Genomic DNA, 26,503 nt, shown 5'->3' on the forward strand with positions numbered 1-26,503 from the left:
GTAATGATGAAAATGAACACTCTGCTGCGTCTGAGCCTGAGCCTGCTGCTCGGTGTCAGTCTGATGGCCCATGCGGATCGCATCCGCGATCTGACATCCGTGCAGGGCGTGCGCGACAACCAGCTGATCGGTTACGGCTTAGTAGTCGGTCTGGATGGCACCGGTGACCAGACCACGCAAACGCCTTTTACCACGCAGACCGTCAGCAACATGCTGTCACAGCTTGGCATCACTGTGCCGACCGGCACCAATATGCAGTTAAAGAACGTGGCTGCGGTCATGGTCACCGCCAAATTGCCGACTTTTGCCCGTCAGGGTCAAAACATCGACGTGGTGGTTTCTTCGCTGGGTAACGCCAAAAGCCTGCGCGGCGGTACGCTGCTAATGACGCCGATGAAAGGGGTCGATAATCAGGTTTACGCGCTGGCGCAGGGTAACATCCTCGTCGGTGGTGCGGGCGCATCAGCCGGTGGCAGCAGTGTGCAGGTAAACCAGCTTAACGGTGGTCGTATTACCGACGGTGCGACGGTGGAGCGTGAGCTGCAAAGTAACTTTGGCAGCCAGAACACCATCAACCTGCAGCTGAATAATGAAGATTTCACCATGGCACAGCGTATCGCTGATGCAATTAACAGCCGTGGCGTGGGATCCGCGCAACCGCTGGATGCTCGCACGGTGCAGATTCGTGTTTCACCCAACAACAGCTCGCAGGTGCGCCTGCTGGCCGATATTCAAAACATTGACGTTTCCGTGCCGATTGAAGATGCCAAGGTCATCATCAACTCACGTACCGGTTCTGTGGTCATGAACCGCGAAGTCACACTGAACACTTGTGCTGTGGCGCAGGGCAACCTGTCGGTGACGGTGAATCAGCAGCAGAACGTCAGCCAGCCGAACACACCTTTTGCCGGTGGACAAACGGTCGCTACCACCCAGACGTCAATCGATTTACGCCAGAGCGGTGGAGCCTTACAGCATGTTAACTCCAGCGCCAATCTCAACAACGTAGTGCGTGCATTAAATGCTCTGGGCGCCACGCCAATCGAGCTGATGTCGATTTTACAATCGATGCAAACTGCAGGCTGCCTGCGCGCCAAACTGGAAATCATCTGATGACCGATACGCAATCGCTGATGAATGCGGCCTATGACAGCCGCTCGTTGAACAACCTGAAGCGTGAAGCGGCCGCCGACCCGAAAGGGAAGGCGATGCAGGTAGCAAAACAGGTTGAGGGGATGTTCGTACAGATGATGTTGAAAAGCATGCGTGAAGCCCTGCCGCAGGATGGCATCTTCAGCAGCGATTCAACGAAGATGTACACCTCAATGTACGATCAGCAAATTGCGCAGGAAATCGGTAAACGCGGGCTAGGGATGGCGGATCTGATCGTCAAACAGATGCAGCCCGCTCAGGAGCCGGATGAAACCGCTGGCACCGTGCCGATGAAGCTGGATAACAGCTTCATTTATAGCAATCTGCCCTCCAACCAGTTGGAACAGATGGTGCGCAAGGCCGTACCGCGCCTGCCGGTGTCGCCGTCCAGTTTCCCAACGGATAGCAATGACTTTATTGCCCAGTTGTCTCAACCCGCGCAGGCCGCCAGTCAGCAGAGTGGTATTCCTCATCACCTGATTCTTGCTCAGGCGGCGCTGGAATCGGGTTGGGGTCAGCGCCAGATCCTGACGCGCGACGGCAAACCGAGCTTCAACGTGTTTGGTATCAAGGCGGGTGGAGACTGGAAAGGCGCAACCACCGACATCATGACCACTGAATATGAGGGTGGCGTGGCGAAAAAAGTGCGCGCCACCTTCCGCGTTTATGGCTCCTATATGGAGGCACTCAGCGACTACGTCAAACTGCTTTCCAATAACCCGCGCTATGCCGCGGTAGCCAATGCCGCGACACCGGAGCAGGGCGCACGTGCTTTGCAGGCGGCGGGTTATGCGACCGATCCGAAATATGCGCAGAAGTTAGTAGGAATGATCCAGCAATTCAAAAACATGGGCGAAAAAGTGGTGAAGGCGTACAGCCAGGATATCACTGATTTGTTCTGATTTTTTGCCTCAAGTTTCACTTAAGCACGCCGATAACCATCATAAGCTGCGGGCGCTTTAGCCCGCGCAATCGCACTGATGACTGCCAGCCCGGTTAACGGGAAATAAAGGAACCGAGATGTCCAGCATAATTAACTCAGCGATGAGTGGGCTGAGCGCCGCACAGGCCGCATTAAGCACCACCAGTAACAACATCAGCAACTACACGGTAGCGGGTTACTCGCGTCAGACCATTTTGCTGAACCAGGCGAACAGTACCTTGTCGGGCAACAGCTATTACGGTAATGGCGTGAATGTTACGGGCGTGCAGCGCGAATATGATGAGTTCATAACTGCCCAGTTGCGCGGCTCCAGTGCCAACTACAGCGCGGTAAACACGCAATATAACCAGATTTCTAATATCGATGACCTGCTGTCAACGTCGACCACCAGCCTGTCGACCTCGATTCAGAGCTTCTTCACCAACGTGTCGAACGTGGTGAGCAATGCAGACGATCCGTCAGCACGTCAGTCAATGCTGAGTTATGCGCAAGGGCTGGTCAATCAGTTCCAGACCACCGCGCAATACCTGACTAACATGCAAAACAGCGTCAACACGGATGTCTCATCCAGCGTTGATCAGATTAATACCTACACCAGTCAGATTGCCGACCTTAACACGCAAATTGCCAAGCTCACCACGGCTGGCAGCGCCCCAAATGATCTTCTGGATCAACGCGATCAGCTGGTCAATAACCTGAACAACGTTGTGGGCGTTAGCGTGTCGCAGCAGGATGGCAACTATATCGTTTCCATGGGTAGCACCACTCTCGTGAACGGTAAAAACACCACGCAACTGGTGGCGATGCCATCCAGCAGCGATCCTTCGCGCACCACGGTGGGTTACGTCGATAAGACTGCGGGCAACGTGGAAATTCCGGAGAAGACGCTGACCACGGGTTCATTAGGTGGCTTACTGGCTTTCCGTACGCAGGACCTGGACACCGCGCAGAACCAACTGGGTCAGCTGGCGGCTGCATTCACCACCAGCTTCAACGCCGTGCAAACCACCGGCTATGACAGTAATGGCGATTTGGGCTCGAAATTCTTCAATATCGGCAGCCCAACCGTATTGAGCAATACCAAGAACACCGGTACCGCGGAAGTGACTGCGGCATGGTCGGACAGCAGTGCGCTGAAGGCGTCGAATTACACCGTAAGCTACGACGGCACCAACTGGTCAGTAACACGCATGTCTGACAACGTGAAAGTCACGCCGACGACAGGTACTGACACTGACGGCAATACCACGCTGAGTTTTGATGGTCTTGACCTGACAGTCAGCGGTACAGCTCAAGCCAAAGACAGTTTCCTGGTGAAACCTGTGCAAAACGTCATCAGCGGGATGTCCGTCGCGATTACCGATGAGTCGCAGATTGCGGCTGCATCGTCTGCCACCAGCGGTGAAAGTGATAACACTAACGCTCAAAAAATGCTGGCGCTACAGGATAAAAATCTGGTCAACGGCAATGCTACCCTGGCACAAGCCTACGCCACCATCGTCAGCACCGTGGGCAACAAAACCAGCTCACTAGAGACGGCCAGCACTACTCAGGAAAACGTAGTGACGCAGCTCACGGACCGTCAGCAATCGGTTTCCGGCGTAAACCTCGATGAAGAGTATGCCAACCTGACCAAGTATCAGCAGTTTTATATGGCCAACGCGCAGGTACTGCAGACGGCAAGTACCATTTTTAACGCGCTGATGGATATCCGCGGCTAAGTCATCAAAGGATAAATAGCCATGCGTTTAAGTACCAATATGATTTTCGACCAGCAGGTGCGCGGCATTACCGGCTCGCAATCCTCCTGGTTAAAAGTGGGCCAGCAGCTGTCGAGCGGCCTGCGTGTGAATAATCCTTCCGATGACCCTATTGCTGCGGCAAGTTCGGTCGTCCTGGCGCAGTCGCAGGCAAAGAGTAGCCAATATGCTACCGCCCGCACCTTCGCTAACCAGAGCTTGTCGTTAGAAGAAAATACCCTGAAGGGCGTGACGTCAGCCATTCAGGACGCACAGACTACCATCGTCAATGCTTCAACCGGCACGCTCAGTGATGATGACCGTGGCTCTCTGGCGACACAATTGCAGGGGCTGCGTGACCAACTGTTGGGACTGGCGAACAGCCAGGATGCCAATGGTCGCTACATTTTTGCGGGCTATAAAACCGAAGCTGAGCCTTTCAGCGATACGGGAACGGGCGTCACCTATGTGGGTGGCACCGATGCCATCAGCCAGAAAGTCAGTGACAGCCGTACGATGACAGTAGGGAATACCGGTGATTCGGTGTTTATGTCGATCACCAGCAATGCGAAAGCTGAGCCGGACGGCAGCACCAGTGAAACTAACCTGTTTGATATGCTGGATAGCGCCATCGCAGCACTGAAGGTGCCGCAAGATGATGCTGATGATGCCACTAAGCAGACGTTTCAGGATGCGATGGATAAGACCAACCGTGGTCTGAGCAACTCCCTGAATAACGTGTTATCAGTGCGTTCTGAAGTCGGTATTAAGATGGATGAAGTTGATACGCTGGATGCACAAGGTGACACCAACGACACCATTATGGCTACGCAGATGAGTAACCTGGTCGAAGTGGATTACACCCAAGCCATCTCCAGCTACACCATGCAACAGACCGCGCTGCAAGCGTCTTATAAGACCTTCACTGACATGTCGAAGATGTCGCTGTTCCAGCTTAACTCATAAGATCTGACATGAAAATTTGAGCGTGCTTAAACCGGGCGCGCTTAGTTTCTCCCACCGCCTTTCGGGGCCGTGGGATTTTTTTTGCCTGCCCGATAGCGGTGTAAGTTCTTGATCGCGCCATCCTCGATGGCTATGCCAGGTCAACCCATCACCCCATCACCCCATCAACCCTTACGCGACTTTGCTGAGAGGTGAGCGGGCAAATGGCAGGCAATAAAAAACCCCGAACCAGTCGGGGTTTTGTTAACGCTGAATAGCAACTAAAGCTTAAACGCTTTCCGGACGCGTTGCCGGTGCGGTCGCCTGATGGGTCGCACTATGACCACCCGCAGAACCACGACCTTCAAAATCAAACGGTGGGCGAACCCAATCGCTGTGACGAACGGTTTCTGGTTCCCATGCCGGGGCCGGTGCTTTGGTCATCGGCGCAGTCGCATGATGCTTCCAGCGAGTTTCAGCATTGCTCACCACGGTATCACGCGCGGCAACAGGGGCATGCGGTTCAGTCACTGGTGCAACAGGCGCTTCAGCAGCGACAGGTGCAGCCAGAACGTTTTCCACTTGCGCTTCAACCGCAGGAGCAACATCAGCCGGTGCCTGTACAGCCGCTTCGACAGCTTCACTGACGCGTGGCGCGACAGGTTCAGCGGCAGCTTCGGTCACTTCAGCAGCAGGTGCCGCTTCAGCCGATGCCTCTGCAACAGCTGGAGCAGATGCCTCTTCAACCGCTGGGACTGCCTTAGCCGACGCCTCTTCAACCGAAGGAACGACTTGAGCCGGTGCAGATGTAGCGGCAGGAACTGATTCAGCCGGAACATCTGCAACTGCATTAGAAGTTACGGTTTCAGCCGGCGCAGCTGTCACTTCATCAGCCGGTACGGCTTCAGCAGCGGTTTCTTGCGCAGTCTGCTCAACAGCAGCAGAAATCACAGCAGGCTCTTCGTTAACCGGCGCAGCGACAGGTGTCAGATCATCGGTATTCACCACTGGCACTTCAGTGTGTGCCTGCGGCTCAGACTGATGAACCGCTTCTTGCGCAGCTGGCTGAGCAACGTGTTCTGCTGCTGCCGCAACCGGCAGTGCCGCCGATTCATCGGTATGTTGATAGCTGTAATCAGGCATTTCGTTCAGCGCTTCCTGTGAGGAGAACTGATCGTGGGTCTGGGCAACCGGGTAGGTAATCCAGACTTTGCCTGAAGCCATCTCTGGAGAAGCCGCAGCAGATTCCAGTGGCATTGCAGATTGCGTTGGGTAACGCTCATCACGATAGCGACGACGACGTTGGCCGCTAACGCGCAGGTGACGTGGTGAACGACGTGAACGGCGCGGCATATTGGCGTTATCACGGTTCTCGTTGTCTTCCTGTTCGTCCTGCGCGACGTCAGATTGCTCATTGAACGCAGTGCGTTGCGCATTTTCAACAACGGCTTCAGTCGCTGCTGGCGTTGGAATAGCCGCTGCGAATTCAGTTGTATCCCCTACGCGGACACGCTGGTTAAGCTGACGCGGTTTGCGACGCGGCATAACCTGCACACGTTCTTCTTCCTGCGCAACGTTCTCATCAACGATATCGGTCTGAACTACGGTTTCAGCGACTTTTTGATCCTGCTGCTGATTACGTTTCTCATCCTGACGACGACGCTGGCGTTCAGCACGCTGTTCGCGACGTTGCTGTTGCTGCTCATCACGCTGCTGCAGTTGCTCATCGGTCAGCGCTGGACGTTCACCACGAGGCTCGTTCTGACGCTTGTTACGACGATTGTCCTGATTATCACGCGGCTCGCGGGCTTCACGTGGTTCGCGCGATTCGCGTGGTTCACGCGCTTCACGAGATTCACGTGGTTCACGGGCTTCGCGACCCTGAGAATTTTCACCGTTGCGCGGGGTGCGATCACGGCGATTATTGCTACGGCGGTTGTTGCGGCGGTCACCACGTTGCTGATTGTTCTCACTTTCAGCGGCTTTCTCTTCTGGCTTCGCTTCAACCGGTGCAGCAGCAGGCGCGTCGCCAGCAAACAGTTTCTTCAAACCACCTAACAGACGAGCGACGAAGCCGGTGCTGGCAACAGCAGGCGCGGCAGCAGCAGCCGGTTTCACATCAGCTTTAACCACAGAAGGGATTTCTTTTTCCACTTCAACCGGTGCCGGCGGCGCATCTGGCATCACAAAGGCGGCCAGCGCTGGCTGCTCAGGGCGACGACGTTCAGCGTGTTCTTCTTCAGAAGGCAGCGCCATCTCAGCTTCGTGCAGCTTCGGCAGATGGTAAGACAGCGTCTGCGTTTCTTCGCCTTTGCGCACGCGCAGTACAGAGTAGTGCGGCGTTTCCATCTGATCGTTTGGCACGATGATGGCACGCACGCCACCCTGGCGTTTCTCGATCGCACTGACTGCATCACGTTTTTCGTTCAGCAAGTAAGAGGCGACGGGCACAGGCACAATGGCATGCACTTCTTTAGTGTTGTCTTTCAGCGCTTCTTCTTCAATCAGACGCAAGATAGACAGTGACAGCGATTCGTTATCACGGATGGTGCCGGTACCGCTACAGCGTGGGCACACGTGATGGCTGGATTCACCCAATGATGGGCTAAGACGCTGACGCGACATTTCCAGCAGGCCGAAGCGCGAAATGTGGCTGATTTGAATGCGTGCACGATCCTGACGTACCGCTTCACGCAGACGGTTTTCTACCGCGCGCTGGTGACGAACAGGGGTCATGTCGATGAAGTCGATAACGATCAGGCCGCCGAGGTCACGCAGGCGTAACTGACGGGCGATTTCATCAGCCGCTTCGAGGTTGGTATTAAATGCCGTTTCTTCGATGTCACCACCGCGTGTTGCACGGGCGGAGTTGATATCGATCGCTGTCAGTGCTTCGGTGCTGTCGATAACAATCGAACCACCAGAAGGCAAGCGAACTTCACGCTGGAAAGCGGATTCAATTTGCGATTCGATTTGGTAGTGGCTAAACAGCGGAATTTCACCGGTGTACAGTTTGATTTTGCTGCTGAAGTCCGGACGACCGAGTGCAGCGATATGCTGACGCGCCAGTTCCAGAACTTTAGGGTTATCGATAAGAATCTCACCGATATCCTGACGCAGGTAGTCGCGGAAGGCACGCACGATCACGTTACTTTCCTGATGGATCAGGAACGGAGCTGGGCGGTTTTCAGCGGCTTTTTTGATCGCTTCCCAGTGCTTCAAACGGAAGCTCAGGTCCCACTGCAGGGATTCGGCAGATTTGCCTACGCCCGCAGTACGCACGATCAAACCCATACCGTCTGGCAGTTCCAGCGCGGACAGCGCTTCTTTCAGTTCGGTACGATCGTCACCTTCAATACGGCGAGAGATGCCACCCGCACGCGGGTTGTTCGGCATCAGGACTAAGTAGCTACCGGCCAGAGAAATGAAGGTGGTTAATGCAGCACCTTTATTTCCGCGTTCCTCTTTATCGATTTGAACGATAACTTCCTGACCTTCACGCAACACCTCTTTGATGTTTGGACGGCCGTGTGCGTTGTAATTAGCAGGGAAGTATTCGCGGGAAATTTCTTTCAGAGGGAGGAAACCGTGACGTTCAGCACCATAATCGACAAATGCCGCTTCGAGGCTGGGTTCAACACGGGTGATCTTACCTTTGTAGATATTGGCTTTTTTCTGCTCGTGTCCTGGGCTTTCGATATCCAGATCGTACAGACGTTGGCCGTCAACAAGGGCAACGCGCAACTCTTCCTGCTGAGATGCGTTAATTAACATTCTTTTCATCGTGACTTACTCGTTATTCTCACATGAGTGATGTAGCTGCGGGCATCGTTACCCTGGACGAGAATCAACCGATGGCCCCGTGTCTTAATGCACTGACGTCAACCTCACGGTTGTCGGCGGCTAAAGGGGCGCAAATCTTGTCGGTGGCCTGTTTTTCATAAGGAAAAACAGCGCCTGAAGGTGGAATAGCTATAGTAAATTCAGAAATCCACACATCCCAGTCTGTCGTCCAGGCTGCAACCCGCAGCCCGCTAAGTGCCTGATTTAACATTACGTCTTACGCCATTGCTGCGTGTCCGTTCAATCCGGCAAAATGACTTATTTCGCTCTTTATCCTGCCTGGATTTTTCCAGGGCAGAAACACCTGCATTATTCCATTGCTCACTCACATATAGCAAGGCGACTTTTGCCGAGCTGTGAAGTTTGTGCATCCTTAACCTGTTCATTTGCAGGGCTTAACATCGCATCGGTGAAAAAGTCATCATTATGACCTTTTGCCAACGCGACAAAGAGAGAGTTAAGCACAGAAAAAGGGGTGGCGCTATCCAGGGACACTATTTAGAATCGCCGCCATGAAAACTGAGAATCCCGGCGTACTTTATGTCGCCATTACGGCTGAAAATGCCGAACAACGTATTGATAACTTTTTGCGCACTCAGCTCAAAGGTGTGCCGAAAAGTATGATTTATCGCATCTTGCGTAAAGGCGAGGTGCGCGTGAATAAAGGACGCGTGAAGCCGGAATATAAACTGCAGGCGGGGGATGAAGTGCGTATTCCACCGGTGCGTGTGGCCGAGCGTGAAGAGCAGACGGTATCACCGAAACTCGATAAGGTTGCCGCGCTGGCAAATGCCATCCTTTATGAGGACGATCATCTGCTGGTGCTGAACAAGCCATCGGGCACGGCGGTGCATGGTGGTAGCGGCCTCAGCTTTGGTGTGATTGAAGGCTTGCGCGCGCTGCGTCCTGAAGCCCGTTTCCTCGAGCTGGTGCATCGTCTTGACCGTGACACCTCCGGTATTCTGCTGGTGGCAAAAAAACGTTCTGCGCTGCGTTCGCTGCACGAGCAGTTACGTGAAAAAGGCATGCAGAAGGATTATCTGGCGCTGGTGCGCGGTGACTGGCCTTCACATTTGAAAGTGGTGCAGGCGCCGCTGCTGAAAAACATTTTGCAAAGCGGTGAGCGTGTCGTTCGCGTCAATGCGGAAGGCAAACCATCTGAAACCCGATTCAAAGTGGAAGAGCGTTTTGGTTTCGCCACCCTGGTAAAAGCCAGTCCGGTGACCGGGCGCACGCACCAGATTCGCGTGCACACGCTGCATGGTGGGCATCCGATCGCCTTTGACGATCGCTATGGCGATCGGGACTTTGATCGTCAGCTGGCGTCAACCGGCCTGGGACGATTGTTCCTGCATGCTGCAGCGCTGACGTTTACCCATCCCAATACCGGCGAAGTCCTGCGGATGGAAGCGCCACTGGATAACGCGCTGAAACACTGCCTGGCGCAGTTGCGTCAGAAAAAAGCTTAATTCAGCGGGCATCAACCCAATGCGTTGATGCCCACTTTTATCAGCATCTCATTTAAAGCCATCAGCGGTAGTCCAATCAACGTATTGGGATCGCGCCCCTCCAACCGCTCAAACAAGCAAATTCCCATGCCTTCGCTTTTAAAGCTGCCCGCACAATTTAACGGCTGCTCTTTTTCGACATAGTGACGGATTTCTTCCGGACTTAAGTGCCGAAAATGTACATTGAACGGTTCGCAAATCACCTGTTGTTGTGCCGTTTGCGGCTGAATCAGTGCGAGCCCGGTATAAAACGTGATCGCTTTGCCACTGGCAGAAGCCAATTGCCGGCAAGCATTCTCCACCGTATGCGGTTTTCCGGTGATAGTGCCGTCGAGCACACAGACCTGATCGGAACCAATGATCCAGCTCTGTGGGTGCAGCGCGGCGAGCGCCTGTGCTTTTGCCAGCGCTAAGCGTTGCACTAACTGCGGAGCAGTTTCATTCGGTTGCGGCGTTTCATCGCAATCAGGCGCAACGGCGATAAAAGGCAGGCCAAGCTTGCTCAGCAATGCCTGACGGAACGGGGAAGTGGAGGCTAGAATTAACGGTGTCATGATTTTTTTTCAGAATTGATAGCGTAAAGATGACAGGCATTTTAAACTATGCGCCGCACTGGATGCGACTAACGGGTGAAAGATGCTGTAAACCGGCCTTTTTCTTTGACTCTATGACGTTACAAAGTTAATATGCGCGCCCTATGCAAAAGGTAAAATTACCCCTGACGATCGATGTGGCCCGCGCCGCGCAAAAGCGCCTTGATTACCAAGGTGTGTATGCACCTGAATTGGTGGCGCGCCTGGCCGACACGGTCGTGAGTGTGGACAGTGATGTGGAATGCACCATGTCGTTTGCGATTGACAACCAGCGCTTAGCCGTTCTGCAAGGAACAGCTGATGCGCAGGTGACATTGTCTTGTCAACGCTGCAACCAGTCATTCCCTCATGCTGTTCACGTAAGCTATTGCTTCAGTCCTGTCTCTTCTGATGAGCAGGCCGAGGCACTGCCGGAAGCTTACGAGCCAGTTGATATCAATGATTTCGGCGAAATCGACTTGCTGGCAGTTATCGAAGATGAACTCATCCTCGCGCTGCCTGTAGTTCCGGTGCATGATTCTGAACACTGTGAAGTGTCCGACGCGGACATGGTATTTGGTAAGTTGCCTGCAGAGGCAGAAAAACCGAATCCATTTGCCGTATTAGCCAGTTTAAAGCGTAAGTAATAGGAGTAAGGTCCATGGCCGTACAACAGAATAAACCAACCCGTTCTAAGCGTGGTATGCGTCGTTCGCACGATGCGCTGACCACCGCAGCTCTGTCAGTAGATAAAGTTTCTGGTGAAACTCATCTGCGTCACCATATCACTGCGGATGGTTACTACCGCGGTCGCAAGGTTATCACCAAGTAATTCTTTGCGGTTACGCAAGGCGATACCTTGACACGTTTGACCCTGGCAGTTGATGCCATGGGCGGGGATTTCGGTCCCTGCGTGACAGTGCCTGCATCCTTGCAGGCACTGGCCTCTCATACGCATCTGGTTCTTCTTCTGGTCGGTGATCCCGACATCATCTCGTCATTTCTTGCCAAAGCGGATTCCTCATTACTGGGGCGTGTGCAGGTTATTCCTGCCGAATCGGTTATTGCAAGTGATGCTAAACCTTCACAAGCCATTCGAAACAGTCGCGGCAGCTCGATGCGCGTGGCGTTAGAGTTGGTGAAAGAGGGACAAGCACAAGCCTGTGTCAGTGCCGGTAATACCGGTGCGTTAATGGGCTTGGCTAAAATGTTGTTGAAGCCGCTGGAAGGTATTGAGCGACCTGCGCTGATGACGGTGTTGCCGCATCAACAACAGGGCAAAACAGTGGTGCTGGATCTTGGCGCAAATGTAGAATCGGATAGCGATATGCTGGTGCAGTTTGCCATCATGGGCGCTGTCATGGCCGAGGAAGTGCTGGAAATCGACAGACCGCGTGTCGCACTGCTCAACATTGGGCAGGAAGAGACAAAGGGCCTGGAAACGATTCGCACAGCATCTGCGGTGCTGCGAGACACGCCGCAAATCAACTATATTGGTTATCTTGAGGGGAACGATCTCCTCACCGGCAAGACGGATGTGCTGGTTTGTGATGGCTTCGTGGGAAACGTCACGCTTAAAACCATGGAAGGCGTGGTAAGAATGTTTCTTTCTCTGCTCAAGTCGTCAGAGGATGGAAAAAAACGGGCCTGGTGGCTGAAATGGGTAGGGCGCTGGTTGCAAAAGCGCCTGGCTAAACGTTTCGGTCATCTCAACCCCGACCAGTACAACGGCGCTTGTCTGTTAGGATTGCGCGGAACAGTGATCAAAAGCCACGGTGCGGCGAATCAACGTGCGTTTGCCGTGGCGATAGAGCAGGCAGAGCAGGCGGTGCGCAGGCAAGTCCCAGAGAGGATTGCGGCGCGCCTTGACGCTGTATTAGCCAGGAGTGACAAAGCGTAGATGTTTACCAAAATTATCGGTACGGGCAGCTATTTGCCTGAGCAGGTTCGCTCCAATGCGGATCTGGAAAAAATGGTGGAGACTTCGGACGAGTGGATTGTCAGCCGTACCGGCATCCGTGAGCGTCGCATTGCTGCGCCGGATGAATCTGTTGCCACTATGGGCTTCACCGCCGCTCAGCGCGCGCTGGAAATGGCAGGCGTTGCGGCCAGCGATGTTGGCCTGATTATCGTGGCGACCACCTCTTCCAGCCACGCCTTCCCAAGCTCAGCGTGCATGATCCAGCAGATGCTGGAAATTGACGACTGTGCGGCTTTCGATTTGGCTGCTGCTTGTGCGGGCTTCACCTATGCGTTAAGCGTGGCCGATCAGTACATTAAAAACGGTGTGGTGAAACACGCGCTGGTGATCGGTGCAGATGTCTTAGCTCGCACACTGGATCCTAACGATCGTGGCACCATCATTCTGTTTGGCGATGGCGCGGGTGCGGTGGTTCTCGGCCAGAGCGAAGAGCCAGGTATCCTGTCTACTCACCTGCATGCCGATGGACGTTACAGCAAGCTGTTGACGCTGCCGTATCAGGATCGCGAGCATCAGGATCAACCTGCCTATCTCACCATGGCCGGTAACGAAGTGTTTAAGGTTGCAGTCACTGAACTGGCGCACATCGTTGATGAAACGCTGCAAGCCAATAATCTTGATCGTGAGATGCTCGACTGGCTGGTGCCGCATCAGGCTAACTTGCGCATTATCAGTGCCACCGCCAAAAAGCTCGGCATGGGCATGGATAAAGTGGTGGTTACCCTTGACCGTCACGGCAACACGTCGGCGGCATCGGTTCCTAGCGCACTGGATGAAGCGGTGCGAGATGGCCGTATCAAGCCTGGCCAACTGATTTTGCTGGAAGCCTTTGGTGGTGGTTTCACCTGGGGTTCTGCGCTGGTTCGCTTTTGATTGACAGGAAAGACAGATGACACAATTTGCTTTTGTTTTCCCAGGACAGGGCTCACAGACCGTCGGCATGCTGGCCGATCTGGCTGTGGAAAACCCGCAGGTTGAAGCCACTTTCCGTGAAGCTTCTGATGCATTGGGATACGACTTATGGCAGTTGGTGCAACAAGGTCCAGCTGAAGAACTGAATAAAACCTGGCAGACGCAACCTGCGTTGCTGGCGGCTTCCGTCGCGATTTATCGCGTCTGGCAGAGCAAAAATGGCCCGCAGCCTACGCTGATGGCTGGCCATAGCCTCGGTGAATATTCTGCGCTGGTGTGTGCTGGCGTACTGAACTTCGCTGATGCGATCAAGTTAGTCGAGTTACGCGGCAAACTGATGCAGGAAGCGGTACCAGAAGGTACGGGCGCCATGCAGGCGATTATTGGACTTGATGATGAATCAATCCGTAAAGCCTGTGAAGAGAGCGCGCAAGGTCAGGTGGTTTCACCCGTCAACTTTAACTCGCCGGGCCAGGTGGTTATCGCGGGTAACAAAGAAGCGGTGGAGCGTGCTGGAGCAGCATGTAAAGCAGCGGGTGCCAAACGTGCACTGCCACTGCCTGTGAGCGTGCCTTCACACTGTGCTTTGATGAAACCGGCAGCAGATAAACTGGCTGTGGCACTGGAAAGCATCACTTTCAACGCACCTGCCGTGCCTGTTGTCAATAATGTTGACGTCAAGTGTGAAACCGATGCTGCTGCGATCCGCAGTGCACTGGTTCGCCAGCTTTACAGCCCAGTGCGTTGGACCGAAGCCGTTGAATTTGTTGCCACCCAAGGCGTTGGCCAGCTGTTTGAGATCGGTCCTGGTAAAGTCCTGACCGGCCTGACCAAACGTATTGTGGATAGCCTGACCGCTGCAGCCGTGAACGATTCTGCTTCACTCTCTGCTGCGCTTACACAGGAATAAGAGGAAAAACATGAGCTTTGAAGGTAAAGTAGCGCTGGTTACTGGCGCAAGCCGCGGCATTGGCCGTGCAATCGCGGAAACGCTGGTTGCGCGCGGTGCGAAAGTGGTGGGAACTGCCACCAGCGAAAGCGGTGCGGAAGCAATCAGTGCTTACCTCGGCAATAACGGCAAAGGTCTGCTGTTGAACGTTACCGATGCCGCCTCTATTGAGAGCGTGCTCGAGAAAGTTCGCGCCGAATTTGGCGAAGTGGACATTTTAGTCAATAATGCAGGCATTACGCGTGACAATCTGTTGATGCGCATGAAGGACGATGAATGGGCGGATATCCTCGATACCAACCTGACATCTGTCTTCCGTCTTTCTAAGGCGGTATTGCGTGCCATGATGAAAAAACGCGTGGGCCGTATCATTACCATCGGTTCTGTTGTTGGAACCATGGGTAACGCGGGTCAGGCAAACTATGCGGCAGCAAAAGCAGGTTTGATTGGCTTTAGCAAATCACTGGCGCGAGAAATTGCGTCACGTGGCATTACCGTAAACGTCGTAGCTCCGGGCTTTATTGAGACGGACATGACGCGTGCACTGAACGAAGATCAGCGCTCGGGCATTTTGGCAGAAGTGCCGGCAGGTCGTTTAGGCGACCCGCAGGAGATTGCCAATGCTGTTGCATTCTTAGCCTCTGACGAAGCCTCTTACATCACGGGTGAGACGCTCCACGTCAATGGCGGCATGTACATGGTCTGATAATCACGAAATCATTTGCATTATCTGCGGTAAACACCGCAGAATAGCGCAAAATCGTGGTTCGACCAGCCGGGATTTTGTTGCATCTTTTTCAACATTTTATACACTACGAAAACCATCGCGAAAGCGAGTTTTGATAGGAAATTAAATAGTATGAGCGATATCGAACAACGCGTTAAGAAAATCGTAGCTGAGCAGCTGGGTGTTAAAGAAGACGAAGTGATTAACACTGCTTCTTTCGTTGAAGACCTGGGTGCAGATTCTCTTGACACCGTTGAGCTGGTAATGGCTCTGGAAGAAGAGTTTGATACTGAAATTCCAGACGAAGAAGCTGAGAAAATCACTACCGTTCAGGCAGCGATCGATTACATCAATAGCCACCAAGGCTAATGAATATCTTCAGGCGGTCACCTCGACCGCCTGAGTTTTATGTTTGCCCCACATAGCGTTATTTTTTCCCTCCCTGGAGGACGTACGTGTCTAAGCGTCGTGTAGTTGTGACTGGTCTTGGCATGTTGTCTCCTGTCGGCAATACCGTAGAGTCTACCTGGAGTGCTCTCCTTGCCGGTCAGAGCGGCATCAGCCTGATCGACCATTTTGATACTAGTGCCTACGCAACGCGCTTTGCGGGCTTAGTAAGAGATTTTAATTGCGATGAATTCATCTCGCGCAAAGATCAGCGCAAGATGGATGACTTCATCCAATACGGCATTGTTGCCGGTATTCAGGCTATGGCGGACTCCGGTCTGGTCGTAACTGACGAAAATGCCGGTCGCATCGGCGCAGCTATCGGTTCCGGCATCGGCGGACTGGGTTTGATTGAAGATAACCACAGTTCACTGGTCAACGGCGGTCCGCGCAAAATCAGCCCGTTCTTCGTTCCTTCTACCATTGTTAACATGGTGGCAGGTCACCTGACTATTATGTATGGCCTGAAAGGTCCGAGCATCTCGATTGCGACTGCTTGTACTTCTGGTGTGCATAATATTGGCCATGCAGCACGTATCATTGCGTATAACGATGCTGACGTGATGCTGGCAGGTGGTGCAGAGAAAGCCAGTACCCCACTGGGTGTCGGTGGTTTCGGTGCAGCACGTGCGCTCTCTACCAATAACGATAACCCTCAGGCGGCAAGCCGTCCGTGGGATAAAGATCGTGATGGTTTTGTGTTGGGCGATGGTGCAGGCATTGTGGTGCTGGAAGAGTACGAGCATGCCAAAAAGCGCGGTGCGAAAATTTATGCGGAAATCATTGGTTTCGGCATGAGCAGCGATGCTTACCACATGACGTCTCCACCGGAAGATGGTTCAGGTGCAGCCGCCGCGATGGTGAATGCACTGCGTGATGCGCAACTGAATGTTGAGCAGATTGGTTACGTTAACGCGCATGGCACTTCGACGCCAGCCGGTGACAAAGCTGAAGCTCAGGCAGTTAAGTCGGTATTTGGTGCAGCGGCTCACAGTGTGATGGTCAGCTCTACCAAATCCATGACCGGGCATCTGCTGGGTGCAGCGGGCGCGGTAGAAGCGATCTATTCGATTCTGGCGCTGCGCGACCAGGCGGTTCCGCCAACCATTAACCTGGATAATCCAGATGAAGGTTGTGACCTCGACTTCGTGCCTCACACGGCACGTCAGGTGAGCGGGCTGGAGTACACATTGTGTAACTCCTTCGGATTTGGCGGCACCAACGGCTCGCTGATCTTCCGCAAGGTATAAGTCTTACCCAGCCAAACAGAGGCCCGCAATGCGGGCCTTTTTTATATTTTGTCACGCAGTGGCATAGATTCTCACCGCTGTCAGTGGTATTCAGACTGGCAGGGTAGCCAGAGGTGATCGGAATGTGGATAAACGGCGTCGAGCAGATCGAACTTTCTGCACGCGATCGCGCGGTGCAGTTTGGTGATGGCTGTTTTACCACTGCTGCGGTGGTGGCTGGCAAGATACAACTGTTAAATGCCCATTTGCAGCGGTTGCAGGAAAGCTGTGAACGTTTATACATCCCCTTACCGGATATGGCGCAGTTGGCTGCGGAGATGCAGCATGCCGCCAACGGTCAAGCCGAGGCGGTTTTAAAAGTGATTCTGACGCCTGGCGCCGGTGGCCGGGGATATAGCCGAGCCGGTTGCACAACGCCGACGCGCATCCTTTCCCTTTCCCCGTGGCCGCAACATTACAAAACCTTGCAGCAGCAGGGCGCTACGCTTGTGACCAGCCCCGTGAGACTGGCACGCAATCCTCTGCTCGCCGGCCTCAAACATCTCAACCGCCTTGAGCAGGTGCTGATTCGTCAGCATCTCGACCACACCGGTGCTGACGAAGCGCTGGTGCTTGACACTGCAGGGGCGGTGGTGGAATGCTGTGCGGCTAATTTATTCTGGCGCAAAGGCGATCAGGTATTCACGCCGCGTCTTGAGCAAGCGGGTGTCGATGGCATTATGCGCCGTTATCTGATGGCGCAGATGGCGTCGGAAGGCCAGGCTTGTCAGTTAATTGAAGGAAGCAGGGAGGATGTGCTTAGCGCCGACGAAGTGGTGATCTGCAACGCCCTGATGCCAGTTTTACCTGTGCGGAAAATTGACGATGTTTCGTTCACCGCACGCACGCTGTACCAGCAGCTGTATGCCAGTTGCCAAAAGATGGAAGCATCATGACCCGAATGAAAAAAATACTCGCCAGCGCTGTGGCGATTGCCGGCCTCGCGGCTGCATTTAGTTATTGGCAGATTGAACGTTTCGCCGATACACCGTTGACCATTAATGAGGAAACGATCTACACATTGCCCGCCGGCAGCGGTCGGGTCGTGCTGGAAGCCCAGCTGGAAAGCCAGCACATCATTCCTGAAAGTATCTGGTTTGGACCGCTATTGAAACTTGAGCCCGAGCTGGCAAAGTTCAAAGCCGGAACCTACCGACTGGAAAGTAATATGACGGTAAGGCAGCTGCTGCAGCTGCTGGCCAGCGGTAAAGAAGCACAGTTCCCGGTGCGTTTTGTCGAGGGTTCACGCCTGAAGGAGTGGTTGGCCGAACTGCGTAAGGCACCTTACCTCAAACACACGCTGACTGACGATCAGTTTGCGACGGTAGCGACTGCACTGAAGATGGATGCGGACCAGCTGGAGGGCGCATTCTACCCCGACACCTATCTGTACACCGCCAACACCAGTGATGTTTCGCTGCTGGAACGCGCGCATACGCGCATGAATAAACTGGTGGATGAGATCTGGCAGGGGCGAATGGATAATCTGCCTTATAAAAAAGAGCAGGATCTGGTCACCATGGCGTCGATTATCGAAAAAGAGACCGGCGTGACGGAAGAGCGCGCGCGTGTTGCTTCGGTATTTATTAATCGCTTGCGCACCGGCATGAAGCTGCAAACCGACCCTACGGTGATTTACGGTATGGGCGATAACTATACTGGCACCATTACGCGTAAAGACCTCGAAACGCCGACCGATTACAATACCTATACCATTACGGGTTTGCCGCCTGGCCCTATTGCGATGCCAGGTCGCGCCTCGCTGGAAGCGGCAGCGCACCCGGAAAAAACCAACTATCTCTACTTTGTCGCGGATGGCAAAGGTGGACACACCTTTACCACCAATCTCGCCAGCCATAATAAAGCGGTGCAGGTCTATCGGCTGGCTATGAAGGAAAAAAATGAAAAGTAAGTTTATCGTCATTGAAGGCCTTGAAGGCGCGGGCAAAACCACTGCGCGTGATGCCATCGTGGCGGTGCTGCATGAGCAGGGTATCGAAGATGTGGTGTTTACCCGTGAGCCCGGCGGCACGCCGCTCGCAGAACAGTTGCGCGTGCTGGTGAAGCAGGGGATTGATGGCGAACAGGTCACTGACAAAGCCGAGCTGCTGATGCTGTATGCTGCCCGTGTGCAACTGGTTGAGAACGTGATTAAGCCCGCGTTAGCGCGCGGCGCGTGGGTGATTGGCGATCGTCACGATCTCTCATCCCAGGCTTATCAGGGTGGTGGTCGTGGTCTGGATGCGCAGTTGATGACCACGCTGCGCGATGCAGTACTGGGCGACTTCCGTCCTGACCTGACCCTTTATCTGGATGTCACGCCTGAAATCGGTCTGCAACGCGCGCGTGCTCGCGGGGAACTCGACCGCATTGAGCAGGAGTCACTGCGTTTCTTTGAACGCACACGCGAGCGTTATCTGGCGCTGGCGGCCTCCGATGACACCATTTTAACCATTGATGCCACTCAAAACATTGAAGAAGTGACATTGTCACTTAAGTCAGCATTGCAGAAATGGCTGGCAGGTCAGGCGGCATGAACTGGTATCCGTGGCTGAATCAGCCCTATCGGCAGATCATCACCCGTCATCAAAGCGGACAGGCTCATCATGCTTTGCTGATACAGGCCATCAATGGCATGGGTGACGATGCATTGGTGTGGGGTGTGAGCCGCTGGTTAATGTGCCAACATCCGGAAGGATTAAAAAGCTGCGGGCATTGCCACGGCTGTCATCTGATGCAGGCGCAGACTCATCCTGACTGGTATCGTCTGGAGGCAGAAAAGGGCAAGTCTTCGCTGGGTATTGATGCAGTACGTGACGTGACCGAGAAGCTCTACCATTTTGCTCAGCAGGGCGGAGCGAAGATTGTCTGGTTGCCGGATGCGGCGCAGCTCACTGAAGCCGCCGCCAATGCGTTGCTGAAAACGCTGGAAGAACCTCCGGCCAACTGCTGGTTTTTCCTTAGCGTTCGTGAACCGTCACGTTTGCTGGCAACCTTGCGCAGCCGTTGCATGACGTGGCATCTTTCCCCACCGGAAGAGCTGCCAAGTTTGCAGTGGCTGCAGAAACAGTCGCCGCAATCCGAGGCGGTTCTGCGTGCTGCTCTTCGCTTGAGCAACGGCGCGCCTGCTGCAGCCTTGGCGCTGCTGCAACCAGAGCGCTGGCAGGCACGTGAGAAGCTGTGTGAAACTTTGCCTGGCGTGTTAAACAGCGATGTCCTGCAACTGCTGCCCGCGCTGAACAGCGACGATGTGGCAGAGCGCTTAAGCTGGCTGATTTCACTGCTGGTGGATGCAATGAAAGTGCAGCAGGGCGCCAGCAACTGGCTGAGCAACGGCGATCATCCTGAGGTCGTTTCACAGCTGGCTCAGCAGCTTAACAGTAACGCGCTCAACGCCAGCGTCCAGCAGTGGATGCAGTGTCGTGAGCAACTGCTGCATGTCGCCGCACTGAACCGTGAACTTATCCTGACCGATCGCCTGTTAGCCTGGGGACGCTTAATGTCGCCCACGGCGGTCGGCTAAGCGTAAAAGAGAGAAGTATGTTTATTGTTGATTCGCACTGCCACCTTGATGGCCTGGATTATGAGAAGCAGCACCGCGATCTGGACGATGTGATCGCCAAAGCCGCAGCGCGTAACGTGAAATTTATGCTGGCGATTGCCACTACGTTGCCCGATTACTATAAAATCAAACAGCTGGTTGGAGACAGGGAAAACATCGCCCTGGCGTGCGGCGTGCATCCGTTGAATCAGGAAGCGCCATACGATGTTGAAGAGTTCCGTCGCCTGGCAGCAGAAGAGCAGGTGATTGCGCTGGGTGAAACCGGGTTGGATTACTTCTATCAGCAGGAAACTAAAGCGCAGCAGCAAGCCTCGTTCCGTGAACACATCCGCACCGGCATCGCGCTGAATAAGCCGATCATCGTGCACACCCGTGATGCGCGTGAAGATACGCTGGCGATTCTGCGTGAAGAGCAGGTGGAAAAGTGCGGCGGCGTGTTGCACTGCTTTACTGAAGATAAAGAGACTGCAGCGCAGTTGCTGGATATGGGCTTTTATATCTCTTTCTCCGGCATTTTGACCTTCCGCAATGCCGAGCAGATTCGTGATGCCGCGCGTTATGTGCCGCTGGATCGCATGCTGGTAGAGACCGACTCACCGTATCTGGCTCCGGTCCCGCATCGTGGCAAAGAAAACCAGCCTGCCTTTACGCGCGATGTCGCGGATTATATGGCGGTACTGAAAGGTGTGGATATCGAAACACTGGCCGCGGCCACCACCGAAAACTTCTCGCGTCTTTTCCATGTCCCGATGAGCCGTCTCGGCGGCTAATCCGCTTTATTTTAAACTCTGTAATAATTCCATAATCATTGACCTGTGTGGCGTTTAACGCCGCACGGGCAGTGATTTGTTGCTGTTTATCCAGGCAAGTCAGTCAAAAATAACAGAAAGCAAGCACTTGTCATGAACGAAACGTGATAGCCGTCAAAGTAACAAATATCGATTTATTTTACCCTTCGTAATAAATCAAAAGACGCTCAGCGTCACCCCGGTGAAGGATCCTCCCCCTTTGCCAGCGCACTGCGCAAATATGCACTCATACTCAGGAGTTTCTATGTTCAAGAACGCATTTGCGAACCTGCAAAAAGTAGGTAAATCGCTGATGTTGCCGGTATCGGTTTTGCCGATTGCCGGTATTTTGTTAGGTGTTGGTTCGGCTAACTTCAGCTGGTTGCCGGCTGTGGTTTCTCATGTGATGGCGGAGGCGGGTGGTTCCGTATTTGCCAATATGCCGCTGATCTTTGCGATTGGCGTGGCGCTCGGTTTTACCAATAACGACGGTGTATCGGCACTGGCTTCTGTGGTTGCTTACGGCATCATGGTGAAGACCATGGCGGTGGTGGCTCCGCTGGTATTGCATTTACCGCCAGCAGAAATTGAGGCGAAACACCTTGCTGATACCGGGGTGCTCGGCGGCATCATAGCTGGCTCGATCGCCGCGTACATGTTCAACCGTTTTTACCGCATCAAGTTGCCTGAGTATCTCGGCTTCTTTGCGGGTAAGCGCTTTGTGCCGATCATCTCCGGCCTGACTGCGATTTTCACTGGTATCGTGTTGTCCTTTATCTGGCCACCGATCGGTTCGGCCATTCAGGATTTCTCTCAGTGGGCAGCCTATCAGAACCCGGTCGTGGCATTCGGTATCTACGGTGTGGTTGAGCGTGCGCTGGTGCCGTTTGGTCTGCATCATATCTGGAACGTGCCTTTCCAGATGCAGATTGGTGAGTTCACCAACGCCGCAGGTCAGGTGTTCCATGGTGATATTCCGCGCTATATGGCGGGCGATCCAACCGCAGGTAAACTTTCTGGCGGCTTCCTGTTCAAAATGTACGGTCTGCCTGCTGCTGCGATTGCTATCTGGCACTCGGCTAAACCGGAAAACCGCGCCAAAGTGGGCGGTATCATGATTTCCGCCGCGCTGACCTCGTTCCTGACCGGTATCACTGAACCGATCGAGTTTTCGTTCATGTTCGTTGCACCGATTCTCTACGTGATCCATGCAATTCTGGCGGGTCTGGCCTTCCCAATCTGTATTCTGCTGGGCATGCGTGATGGCACCAGCTTCTCACACGGTTTGATCGACTTTGTGGTATTGAGTGGTAACAGCAGCAAGATTTGGTTGTTCCCGATTGTCGGTATTATTTACGGCTTAATTTATTACACCGTTTTCCGTGTGCTGATTGTGAAATTGAATCTGAAAACACCTGGACGTGAGGACACCGCAATGGAGCAGAGCAGCGCCACCACGGGTAGCGAGATGGCAGGTAAGCTGGTTACCGCATTTGGTGGTAAAGAGAACATCACTAATCTTGATGCCTGTATTACGCGTTTGCGTGTGAGCGTCGCGGATGTGGCGAAAGTGAATCAAGCTGAACTGAAAAACCTCGGCGCACGTGGCGTGGTGGTGGCCGGTTCCGGTGTTCAGGCGATTTTCGGCACCAAGTCCGATAACCTGAAAACTGAGATGGATGATTATATTCGTAATATGTAAAGGATTGGGATTGAGCTTGGTCTGAGGCTAAGGTCAAGGTCAAGGTCAAGGCAGAGGCCGAGCCTGTGCGATGAAGCGGCGGCAGATCGTAAAGACGCCATAAACCATCCCTGGGGCTCGGCCCGCGACATCCCTGTCGCGGGACGCTTTACTCCTCTGCCGCCGCTTCCTCGCACCTCACCTTAGGTGCGGTATTGAAAAAACCCCGTTCTTCATTGGACTGTACTGACTTATCGCCAGATATTAGGGCATCGGTGTTGGCGGCATTGGGTGGTCATTCTACTTTTCAGTGCCTTAGGTCCATGAATCAGTAAGATTTGCACGTCTGCCACCGCTTTCTCCCACTTCAACGTGAATGCGATTACAGATAAACCCGCAAATACTCTGTCAGACACAACAACGCCATCGCCTGGCCATAGGGCATTGAAGTGAGCGGCACCTGGCGGTAATACTCCAGATCGCTGCCCATCGCGGTGCCAAACGATACCTGTTTTAACTCTCCGTCCTCATCAATATTCGCGATCACGCCGCGCAGAGCTTTTTCCGCCATCGGGCGATATTCATCGGACAAATAACGCTTACGCACCGCTTTGAGAATCCCATAAGCGAAGCCTGCGGTGGCAGACGCTTCCGGGTAGCTTTGTGGATCGTCGAGCAGGGTATGCCAGAGACCGCTGCTGTGCTGGCAAGCGGCCAACGCCTTCACCTGGCTGGTCAGCACCTGCTGCAGGAAGCGACGTGTGGCGTGTTGTTCCGGCCAATTCATCATTTCGAGGAAATCAGGGATCACAATGGTCAGCCAACTGTTGCCGCGAGCCCAGCGGGCGTTGGCAAAATTGTGTCGGCCATCGAAGGTCCAGCCGTGGAACCACAAACCGGTCTGACGATCCATCAGGTATTGGGTGTGGATCAGAAACTGATAGCTGGCTTCTTCGACAAACTCGGGGCGGTCGAGTAACTGGCCGATTTTCGCCAGCGCCATCACGCTCATCATTAAGGTGTCGTCCCACAGTTGCTGGGTATTTTCGTTGTTGTAAACGATGTGCTGTAAACCTCCTTGCTCGGTGCGCGGCATTTCATACATGACCCATTCTGCCCAGCGTTCCAGCACCGGACGCCATGCTGCGTTACCGGTCTCTTCATAGCGATAAGCCAGCGTCAGGAACGGACATACGGTGTTCACGTTCTTTGTCGGTGTGCCTTCTGCTAAGCGTGCGCTAAACCAGTCATCGATAATCTTGAGGGTTGCCTGATCGCCCGTCTGCTGGGTGTAATGCAGCATGCCGTACAACCCGATACCGTGCGTCCATTCCCAGCCAGCCCAGCCTTTGGTATCTATGACGCGGCCATCGTCCAGCCGCAGCAAAAACTCGCCGCTGTGGTCGGTGATATTCACCAGATTGTCAGTGAGTTTGTGAATCAGCTGCACTAACTCACTGCGTGGCAACAGGTATTCAGGCTGGCGCAACAAGGCGCTGTGTTTCACAGGAAATACAGTCATGGTTCATTCCTATCGTTAATCAGGGTAGGGAGAGGGTGAAGCGAGTCGCGTTGTGTGGTCAGCGCGGGCGCTGCGGGCTTATTGCGGTTGAGGTAACCGACATTGTTATTGCCCCATAAGTTTTCATACGGCATCCCCGCCAGGGTTTCGACGATGGCGCGCGCCTGCGGTGTAATACGTTCCGGGACCACGCGTCCTGCTTCACGCATCTTCAGCGTCTCTTCGCGCAGAACGGTGTGGGTATGCAGATTAAGTTTGAAGCGCAGCGACACAATGAAGCCGCAGATCAGTACGCCGACGGTGCCGACGCTGAGGATCAGCAGAATGGTGTGGCCCACCGCAGGAACCTGTTCAGCTTTACCGGAGGTGAAACCGGCCAGCTGCAACATGATGCCAACTATCATCACGGCACCGGCCTGCGAGGCTTTACGCGTCAACGTCATGATCCCGGCGAAGATGCCTTCGCGGCGTTGTCCGGTGATCACTTCATCGACATCGGCGATATAGGTGTAGGTATTCCACGGCACGTAGTTGATGCCGCCACGTCCTAATCCAGCGAAGGCAGAGATCAGCACTAACAGCGCGAAGTTATCGTTCATCCCGCTGTACCACAGTCCGGCGTAGGAGAGGGCGCTGAGGCCAAACAGCATCACCACCATGCGATAGGCCGGAGCGGGTCCGATGCGAATGCACAGCGGGATCATCGCCATCACCGCAATAAATTGCAGCACCGCCATCGTTCCCATCAGATTGGATGCGATTTGCGCGCTCTGCATCAGCACAAACACCACATACCAGGTAAACACAGCATTAAATACGTCCTGAGCGATGTAACCGCCCAAATACATGCCAAGATGCTGACGGAAGATGCGGATGCGCAGCGTCGAGGCCAGTTCGATATACAGGCGCTTCAGGCTTTGGAATAGCGTGAGTTGCGCCTTCTCCTCTTCTGCCCGGCGCGATTCGGCGGAAAAATCCTCTGGTGCACGTTCCCAGGTAAAGCGCCACACCAGCGTCAGCACCAGCGCACAGATTACCGAGAACACCAGGCTGGCATAGAAGAAGGAGATGGGATTCTCTTTGCCAAACCAGCCAATCAAAATGCCAGGCAGGAAGGCAGCCAGAATCGAGGAGAGCTGCGCCAGCGCAATTCTCGCGCCGGAGAAGCGAGTCTTTTGTTTAAAGTCATCGGTCATCTCCGGCACCAGCGTTTCGTAGGGCACCAGAATCATGGTGTAGACCATATCGAACAGCAGATAGGTCAGCAGATACCACCAAAAGCTCATGTCACCGATCCACATCAGGCTGTAACTGAATACACACGGGATACCGAGCAGGATAAAGAACTTGCGGCGACCGAAGCGCTTGCCGAGCCAGGTGGATCCGAAGTTATCGGTGAGAAAGCCCATCAGCGGGCTGACGACCGCATCCAGCACGCGTGCAGCGGCAAAAATAAAGGTGGCTTCAATCGGCGAAAGCCCACAGAAGGTGGTGTAGAAATAGAGCAACCAGGCGGCGGTAAGCGCCGTGGTGCCAGCGCCGAGGAAATCCCCGGAACCGTAAGCCAGATAATGGCCCAGACCAATCTTACGAGACTGCATGGCAGGTTCTCCTTGAAATCGACGGATGACACATCCCTCATTACTCCGTACTGCTTGCCCGGATTGGATAGAAAGTAGAGCGCCGCGCAACGGCAAACCTTCGTGATTTGGCAAGGGTTGTCGGTTGAGTGGCAAAAACACAAAGAAACTGGCGTGATATCTCTAATTTATAAAACAGCGTTTCATTTTCGTGTTGATTGAGCGTTGAGAAATGCGAGGTGCCGCACACAGATGCGACGAAGGCGATAAATGGCGCAAAGGCAGCCATTTAATACAAGAAAAGCTGTCCTGAGGTTGAAAGGAATCGAATTCCTCACGCATACTGCCTGACTGAACTCAGGC

General features: G+C 53.9%; 24 protein-coding genes. 19 read left to right on the forward strand and 5 right to left on the reverse strand.

Going from position 1 to position 26,503, the window contains the following annotated elements:
- Window positions 1-6: 6 nt before the first annotated feature.
- The 4 genes from LBW88_RS02260 to flgL all read left to right on the forward strand — a co-directional run bounded on the left by LBW88_RS02260 (window position 7) and on the right by flgL (window position 4,800).
- The gene (locus tag LBW88_RS02260; protein WP_224929253.1) at window positions 7-1,113 is read left to right on the forward strand and encodes a flagellar basal body P-ring protein FlgI; all 1,107 of its coding nucleotides are present in this window, start codon (window positions 7-9) and stop codon (window positions 1,111-1,113) included.
- Window positions 1,113-2,054 (forward strand): flagellar assembly peptidoglycan hydrolase FlgJ, encoded by a 942-nt coding sequence (gene flgJ / locus LBW88_RS02265; protein ID WP_224929250.1) that lies wholly within the window; start codon window positions 1,113-1,115, stop codon window positions 2,052-2,054. The genes LBW88_RS02260 and flgJ overlap by 1 nt, the downstream gene beginning before the upstream one ends.
- A gap of 118 nt (window positions 2,055-2,172) precedes the next feature.
- The gene (flgK, locus tag LBW88_RS02270) at window positions 2,173-3,816 is read left to right on the forward strand and encodes a flagellar hook-associated protein FlgK (protein ID WP_224929248.1); all 1,644 of its coding nucleotides are present in this window, start codon (window positions 2,173-2,175) and stop codon (window positions 3,814-3,816) included.
- Window positions 3,817-3,837: 21 nt separating this feature from the next.
- Complete coding sequence (flgL, locus tag LBW88_RS02275; RefSeq protein ID WP_224929245.1) at window positions 3,838-4,800, forward strand: flagellar hook-associated protein FlgL; 963 nt, start codon at window positions 3,838-3,840, stop codon at window positions 4,798-4,800.
- A 267-nt stretch (window positions 4,801-5,067) separates the two neighbouring features.
- Here the strand turns inward: flgL and rne are convergent, their stop codons facing one another.
- Both rne and LBW88_RS02285 read right to left on the reverse strand, forming a co-directional pair.
- Window positions 5,068-8,562, reverse strand: coding sequence for a ribonuclease E (rne, locus tag LBW88_RS02280; RefSeq protein WP_224929242.1), 3,495 nt, complete (start codon window positions 8,560-8,562; stop codon window positions 5,068-5,070).
- 64 nt (window positions 8,563-8,626) lie between these two features.
- Window positions 8,627-8,833: a hypothetical protein gene (locus tag LBW88_RS02285; RefSeq protein WP_224929239.1), complete on the reverse strand. Its 207-nt coding sequence runs from the start codon at window positions 8,831-8,833 to the stop codon at window positions 8,627-8,629.
- A gap of 301 nt (window positions 8,834-9,134) precedes the next feature.
- On the opposite strand from LBW88_RS02285, the gene rluC reads away from it, so the two are divergent.
- On the forward strand, window positions 9,135-10,091 hold the full coding sequence (gene rluC / locus LBW88_RS02290; protein WP_224929236.1) for a 23S rRNA pseudouridine(955/2504/2580) synthase RluC: 957 nt from the start codon (window positions 9,135-9,137) through the stop codon (window positions 10,089-10,091).
- A gap of 11 nt (window positions 10,092-10,102) precedes the next feature.
- Here rluC and LBW88_RS02295 read toward each other — a convergent pair whose 3' ends face one another.
- Entirely contained in the window at window positions 10,103-10,684 is a 582-nt protein-coding gene (locus LBW88_RS02295; RefSeq protein WP_224929234.1) for a Maf family protein, read from the reverse strand.
- A 143-nt stretch (window positions 10,685-10,827) separates the two neighbouring features.
- On the opposite strand from LBW88_RS02295, the gene yceD reads away from it, so the two are divergent.
- The 14 genes from yceD (at window position 10,828) to ptsG (ending at window position 23,059) form a co-directional block, all read left to right on the forward strand.
- Window positions 10,828-11,349 carry a 23S rRNA accumulation protein YceD gene (gene yceD, locus LBW88_RS02300; protein ID WP_224929231.1) on the forward strand — a complete coding sequence of 174 codons (522 nt, stop codon included), beginning with the start codon at window positions 10,828-10,830 and terminating at the stop codon, window positions 11,347-11,349.
- Window positions 11,350-11,363: 14 nt separating this feature from the next.
- Window positions 11,364-11,534, forward strand: coding sequence for a 50S ribosomal protein L32 (rpmF, locus tag LBW88_RS02305; protein ID WP_007885783.1), 171 nt, complete (start codon window positions 11,364-11,366; stop codon window positions 11,532-11,534).
- Between the two features lie 27 nt (window positions 11,535-11,561).
- Complete coding sequence (plsX, locus tag LBW88_RS02310; RefSeq protein WP_224929228.1) at window positions 11,562-12,602, forward strand: phosphate acyltransferase PlsX; 1,041 nt, start codon at window positions 11,562-11,564, stop codon at window positions 12,600-12,602.
- Window positions 12,603-13,556: a beta-ketoacyl-ACP synthase III gene (locus LBW88_RS02315; RefSeq protein ID WP_224929226.1), complete on the forward strand. Its 954-nt coding sequence runs from the start codon at window positions 12,603-12,605 to the stop codon at window positions 13,554-13,556.
- Window positions 13,557-13,572: 16 nt separating this feature from the next.
- Window positions 13,573-14,505: an ACP S-malonyltransferase gene (gene fabD / locus LBW88_RS02320; RefSeq protein WP_224929223.1), complete on the forward strand. Its 933-nt coding sequence runs from the start codon at window positions 13,573-13,575 to the stop codon at window positions 14,503-14,505.
- A 10-nt stretch (window positions 14,506-14,515) separates the two neighbouring features.
- On the forward strand, window positions 14,516-15,250 hold the full coding sequence (gene fabG / locus LBW88_RS02325; protein ID WP_100702799.1) for a 3-oxoacyl-ACP reductase FabG: 735 nt from the start codon (window positions 14,516-14,518) through the stop codon (window positions 15,248-15,250).
- A 153-nt stretch (window positions 15,251-15,403) separates the two neighbouring features.
- Entirely contained in the window at window positions 15,404-15,640 is a 237-nt protein-coding gene (acpP, locus tag LBW88_RS02330; protein WP_007885774.1) for an acyl carrier protein, read from the forward strand.
- An 86-nt stretch (window positions 15,641-15,726) separates the two neighbouring features.
- Window positions 15,727-16,968 carry a beta-ketoacyl-ACP synthase II gene (gene fabF / locus LBW88_RS02335; protein WP_224929220.1) on the forward strand — a complete coding sequence of 414 codons (1,242 nt, stop codon included), beginning with the start codon at window positions 15,727-15,729 and terminating at the stop codon, window positions 16,966-16,968.
- Window positions 16,969-17,090: 122 nt separating this feature from the next.
- Window positions 17,091-17,903: an aminodeoxychorismate lyase gene (gene pabC / locus LBW88_RS02340; protein ID WP_224929217.1), complete on the forward strand. Its 813-nt coding sequence runs from the start codon at window positions 17,091-17,093 to the stop codon at window positions 17,901-17,903.
- Window positions 17,900-18,919, forward strand: coding sequence for an endolytic transglycosylase MltG (gene mltG, locus LBW88_RS02345; protein WP_224929214.1), 1,020 nt, complete (start codon window positions 17,900-17,902; stop codon window positions 18,917-18,919). The genes pabC and mltG overlap by 4 nt, the downstream gene beginning before the upstream one ends.
- Window positions 18,909-19,544 carry a dTMP kinase gene (gene tmk / locus LBW88_RS02350; protein ID WP_224929211.1) on the forward strand — a complete coding sequence of 212 codons (636 nt, stop codon included), beginning with the start codon at window positions 18,909-18,911 and terminating at the stop codon, window positions 19,542-19,544. Before mltG ends, tmk begins: the two co-directional genes overlap by 11 nt.
- The gene (gene holB, locus LBW88_RS02355; protein ID WP_224930290.1) at window positions 19,541-20,530 is read left to right on the forward strand and encodes a DNA polymerase III subunit delta'; all 990 of its coding nucleotides are present in this window, start codon (window positions 19,541-19,543) and stop codon (window positions 20,528-20,530) included. Before tmk ends, holB begins: the two co-directional genes overlap by 4 nt.
- 17 nt (window positions 20,531-20,547) lie before the next feature.
- Window positions 20,548-21,339, forward strand: a complete 792-nt coding sequence (locus LBW88_RS02360) for a metal-dependent hydrolase (protein WP_224929207.1) — start codon at window positions 20,548-20,550, stop codon at window positions 21,337-21,339.
- A 283-nt stretch (window positions 21,340-21,622) separates the two neighbouring features.
- The gene (gene ptsG / locus LBW88_RS02365; protein WP_224929204.1) at window positions 21,623-23,059 is read left to right on the forward strand and encodes a PTS glucose transporter subunit IIBC; all 1,437 of its coding nucleotides are present in this window, start codon (window positions 21,623-21,625) and stop codon (window positions 23,057-23,059) included.
- A 361-nt stretch (window positions 23,060-23,420) separates the two neighbouring features.
- Here ptsG and LBW88_RS02370 read toward each other — a convergent pair whose 3' ends face one another.
- Both LBW88_RS02370 and LBW88_RS02375 read right to left on the reverse strand, forming a co-directional pair.
- Window positions 23,421-24,560 (reverse strand): glycoside hydrolase family 105 protein, encoded by a 1,140-nt coding sequence (locus LBW88_RS02370; RefSeq protein WP_224929201.1) that lies wholly within the window; start codon window positions 24,558-24,560, stop codon window positions 23,421-23,423.
- Entirely contained in the window at window positions 24,557-26,161 is a 1,605-nt protein-coding gene (locus tag LBW88_RS02375) for an MFS transporter (RefSeq protein WP_224929198.1), read from the reverse strand. Before LBW88_RS02375 ends, LBW88_RS02370 begins: the two co-directional genes overlap by 4 nt.
- Window positions 26,162-26,503: the final 342 nt, after the last annotated feature.

The organism is Pantoea sp. alder81, from assembly GCF_020179835.1.
Classification (GTDB): Bacteria; Pseudomonadota; Gammaproteobacteria; order Enterobacterales; family Enterobacteriaceae; genus Pantoea.

What these genes read in the sequence shown, in the direction of transcription:
- flgK (WP_224929248.1), top strand. Translation starts at nt 2,173, where the DNA reads ATGTCCAGCATAATTAACTCAGCGATGAGTGGGCTGAGCGCCGCACAG.
- flgL (WP_224929245.1), top strand. Translation starts at nt 3,838, where the DNA reads ATGCGTTTAAGTACCAATATGATTTTCGACCAGCAGGTGCGCGGCATT.
- LBW88_RS02285 (WP_224929239.1), bottom strand. Translation starts at nt 8,833, where the DNA reads ATGTTAAATCAGGCACTTAGCGGGCTGCGGGTTGCAGCCTGGACGACA.
- mltG (WP_224929214.1), top strand. Translation starts at nt 17,900, where the DNA reads ATGACCCGAATGAAAAAAATACTCGCCAGCGCTGTGGCGATTGCCGGC.
- ptsG (WP_224929204.1), top strand. Translation starts at nt 21,623, where the DNA reads ATGTTCAAGAACGCATTTGCGAACCTGCAAAAAGTAGGTAAATCGCTG.
- acpP (WP_007885774.1), top strand. Translation starts at nt 15,404, where the DNA reads ATGAGCGATATCGAACAACGCGTTAAGAAAATCGTAGCTGAGCAGCTG.
- yceD (WP_224929231.1), top strand. Translation starts at nt 10,828, where the DNA reads ATGCAAAAGGTAAAATTACCCCTGACGATCGATGTGGCCCGCGCCGCG.
- LBW88_RS02360 (WP_224929207.1), top strand. Translation starts at nt 20,548, where the DNA reads ATGTTTATTGTTGATTCGCACTGCCACCTTGATGGCCTGGATTATGAG.
- rpmF (WP_007885783.1), top strand. Translation starts at nt 11,364, where the DNA reads ATGGCCGTACAACAGAATAAACCAACCCGTTCTAAGCGTGGTATGCGT.
- tmk (WP_224929211.1), top strand. Translation starts at nt 18,909, where the DNA reads ATGAAAAGTAAGTTTATCGTCATTGAAGGCCTTGAAGGCGCGGGCAAA.
- pabC (WP_224929217.1), top strand. Translation starts at nt 17,091, where the DNA reads ATGTGGATAAACGGCGTCGAGCAGATCGAACTTTCTGCACGCGATCGC.
- LBW88_RS02375 (WP_224929198.1), bottom strand. Translation starts at nt 26,161, where the DNA reads ATGCAGTCTCGTAAGATTGGTCTGGGCCATTATCTGGCTTACGGTTCC.
- LBW88_RS02315 (WP_224929226.1), top strand. Translation starts at nt 12,603, where the DNA reads ATGTTTACCAAAATTATCGGTACGGGCAGCTATTTGCCTGAGCAGGTT.
- LBW88_RS02370 (WP_224929201.1), bottom strand. Translation starts at nt 24,560, where the DNA reads ATGACTGTATTTCCTGTGAAACACAGCGCCTTGTTGCGCCAGCCTGAA.
- fabD (WP_224929223.1), top strand. Translation starts at nt 13,573, where the DNA reads ATGACACAATTTGCTTTTGTTTTCCCAGGACAGGGCTCACAGACCGTC.
- flgJ (WP_224929250.1), top strand. Translation starts at nt 1,113, where the DNA reads ATGACCGATACGCAATCGCTGATGAATGCGGCCTATGACAGCCGCTCG.
- fabG (WP_100702799.1), top strand. Translation starts at nt 14,516, where the DNA reads ATGAGCTTTGAAGGTAAAGTAGCGCTGGTTACTGGCGCAAGCCGCGGC.
- LBW88_RS02295 (WP_224929234.1), bottom strand. Translation starts at nt 10,684, where the DNA reads ATGACACCGTTAATTCTAGCCTCCACTTCCCCGTTCCGTCAGGCATTG.
- rluC (WP_224929236.1), top strand. Translation starts at nt 9,135, where the DNA reads ATGAAAACTGAGAATCCCGGCGTACTTTATGTCGCCATTACGGCTGAA.
- holB (WP_224930290.1), top strand. Translation starts at nt 19,541, where the DNA reads ATGAACTGGTATCCGTGGCTGAATCAGCCCTATCGGCAGATCATCACC.
- rne (WP_224929242.1), bottom strand. Translation starts at nt 8,562, where the DNA reads ATGAAAAGAATGTTAATTAACGCATCTCAGCAGGAAGAGTTGCGCGTT.
- LBW88_RS02260 (WP_224929253.1), top strand. Translation starts at nt 7, where the DNA reads ATGAAAATGAACACTCTGCTGCGTCTGAGCCTGAGCCTGCTGCTCGGT.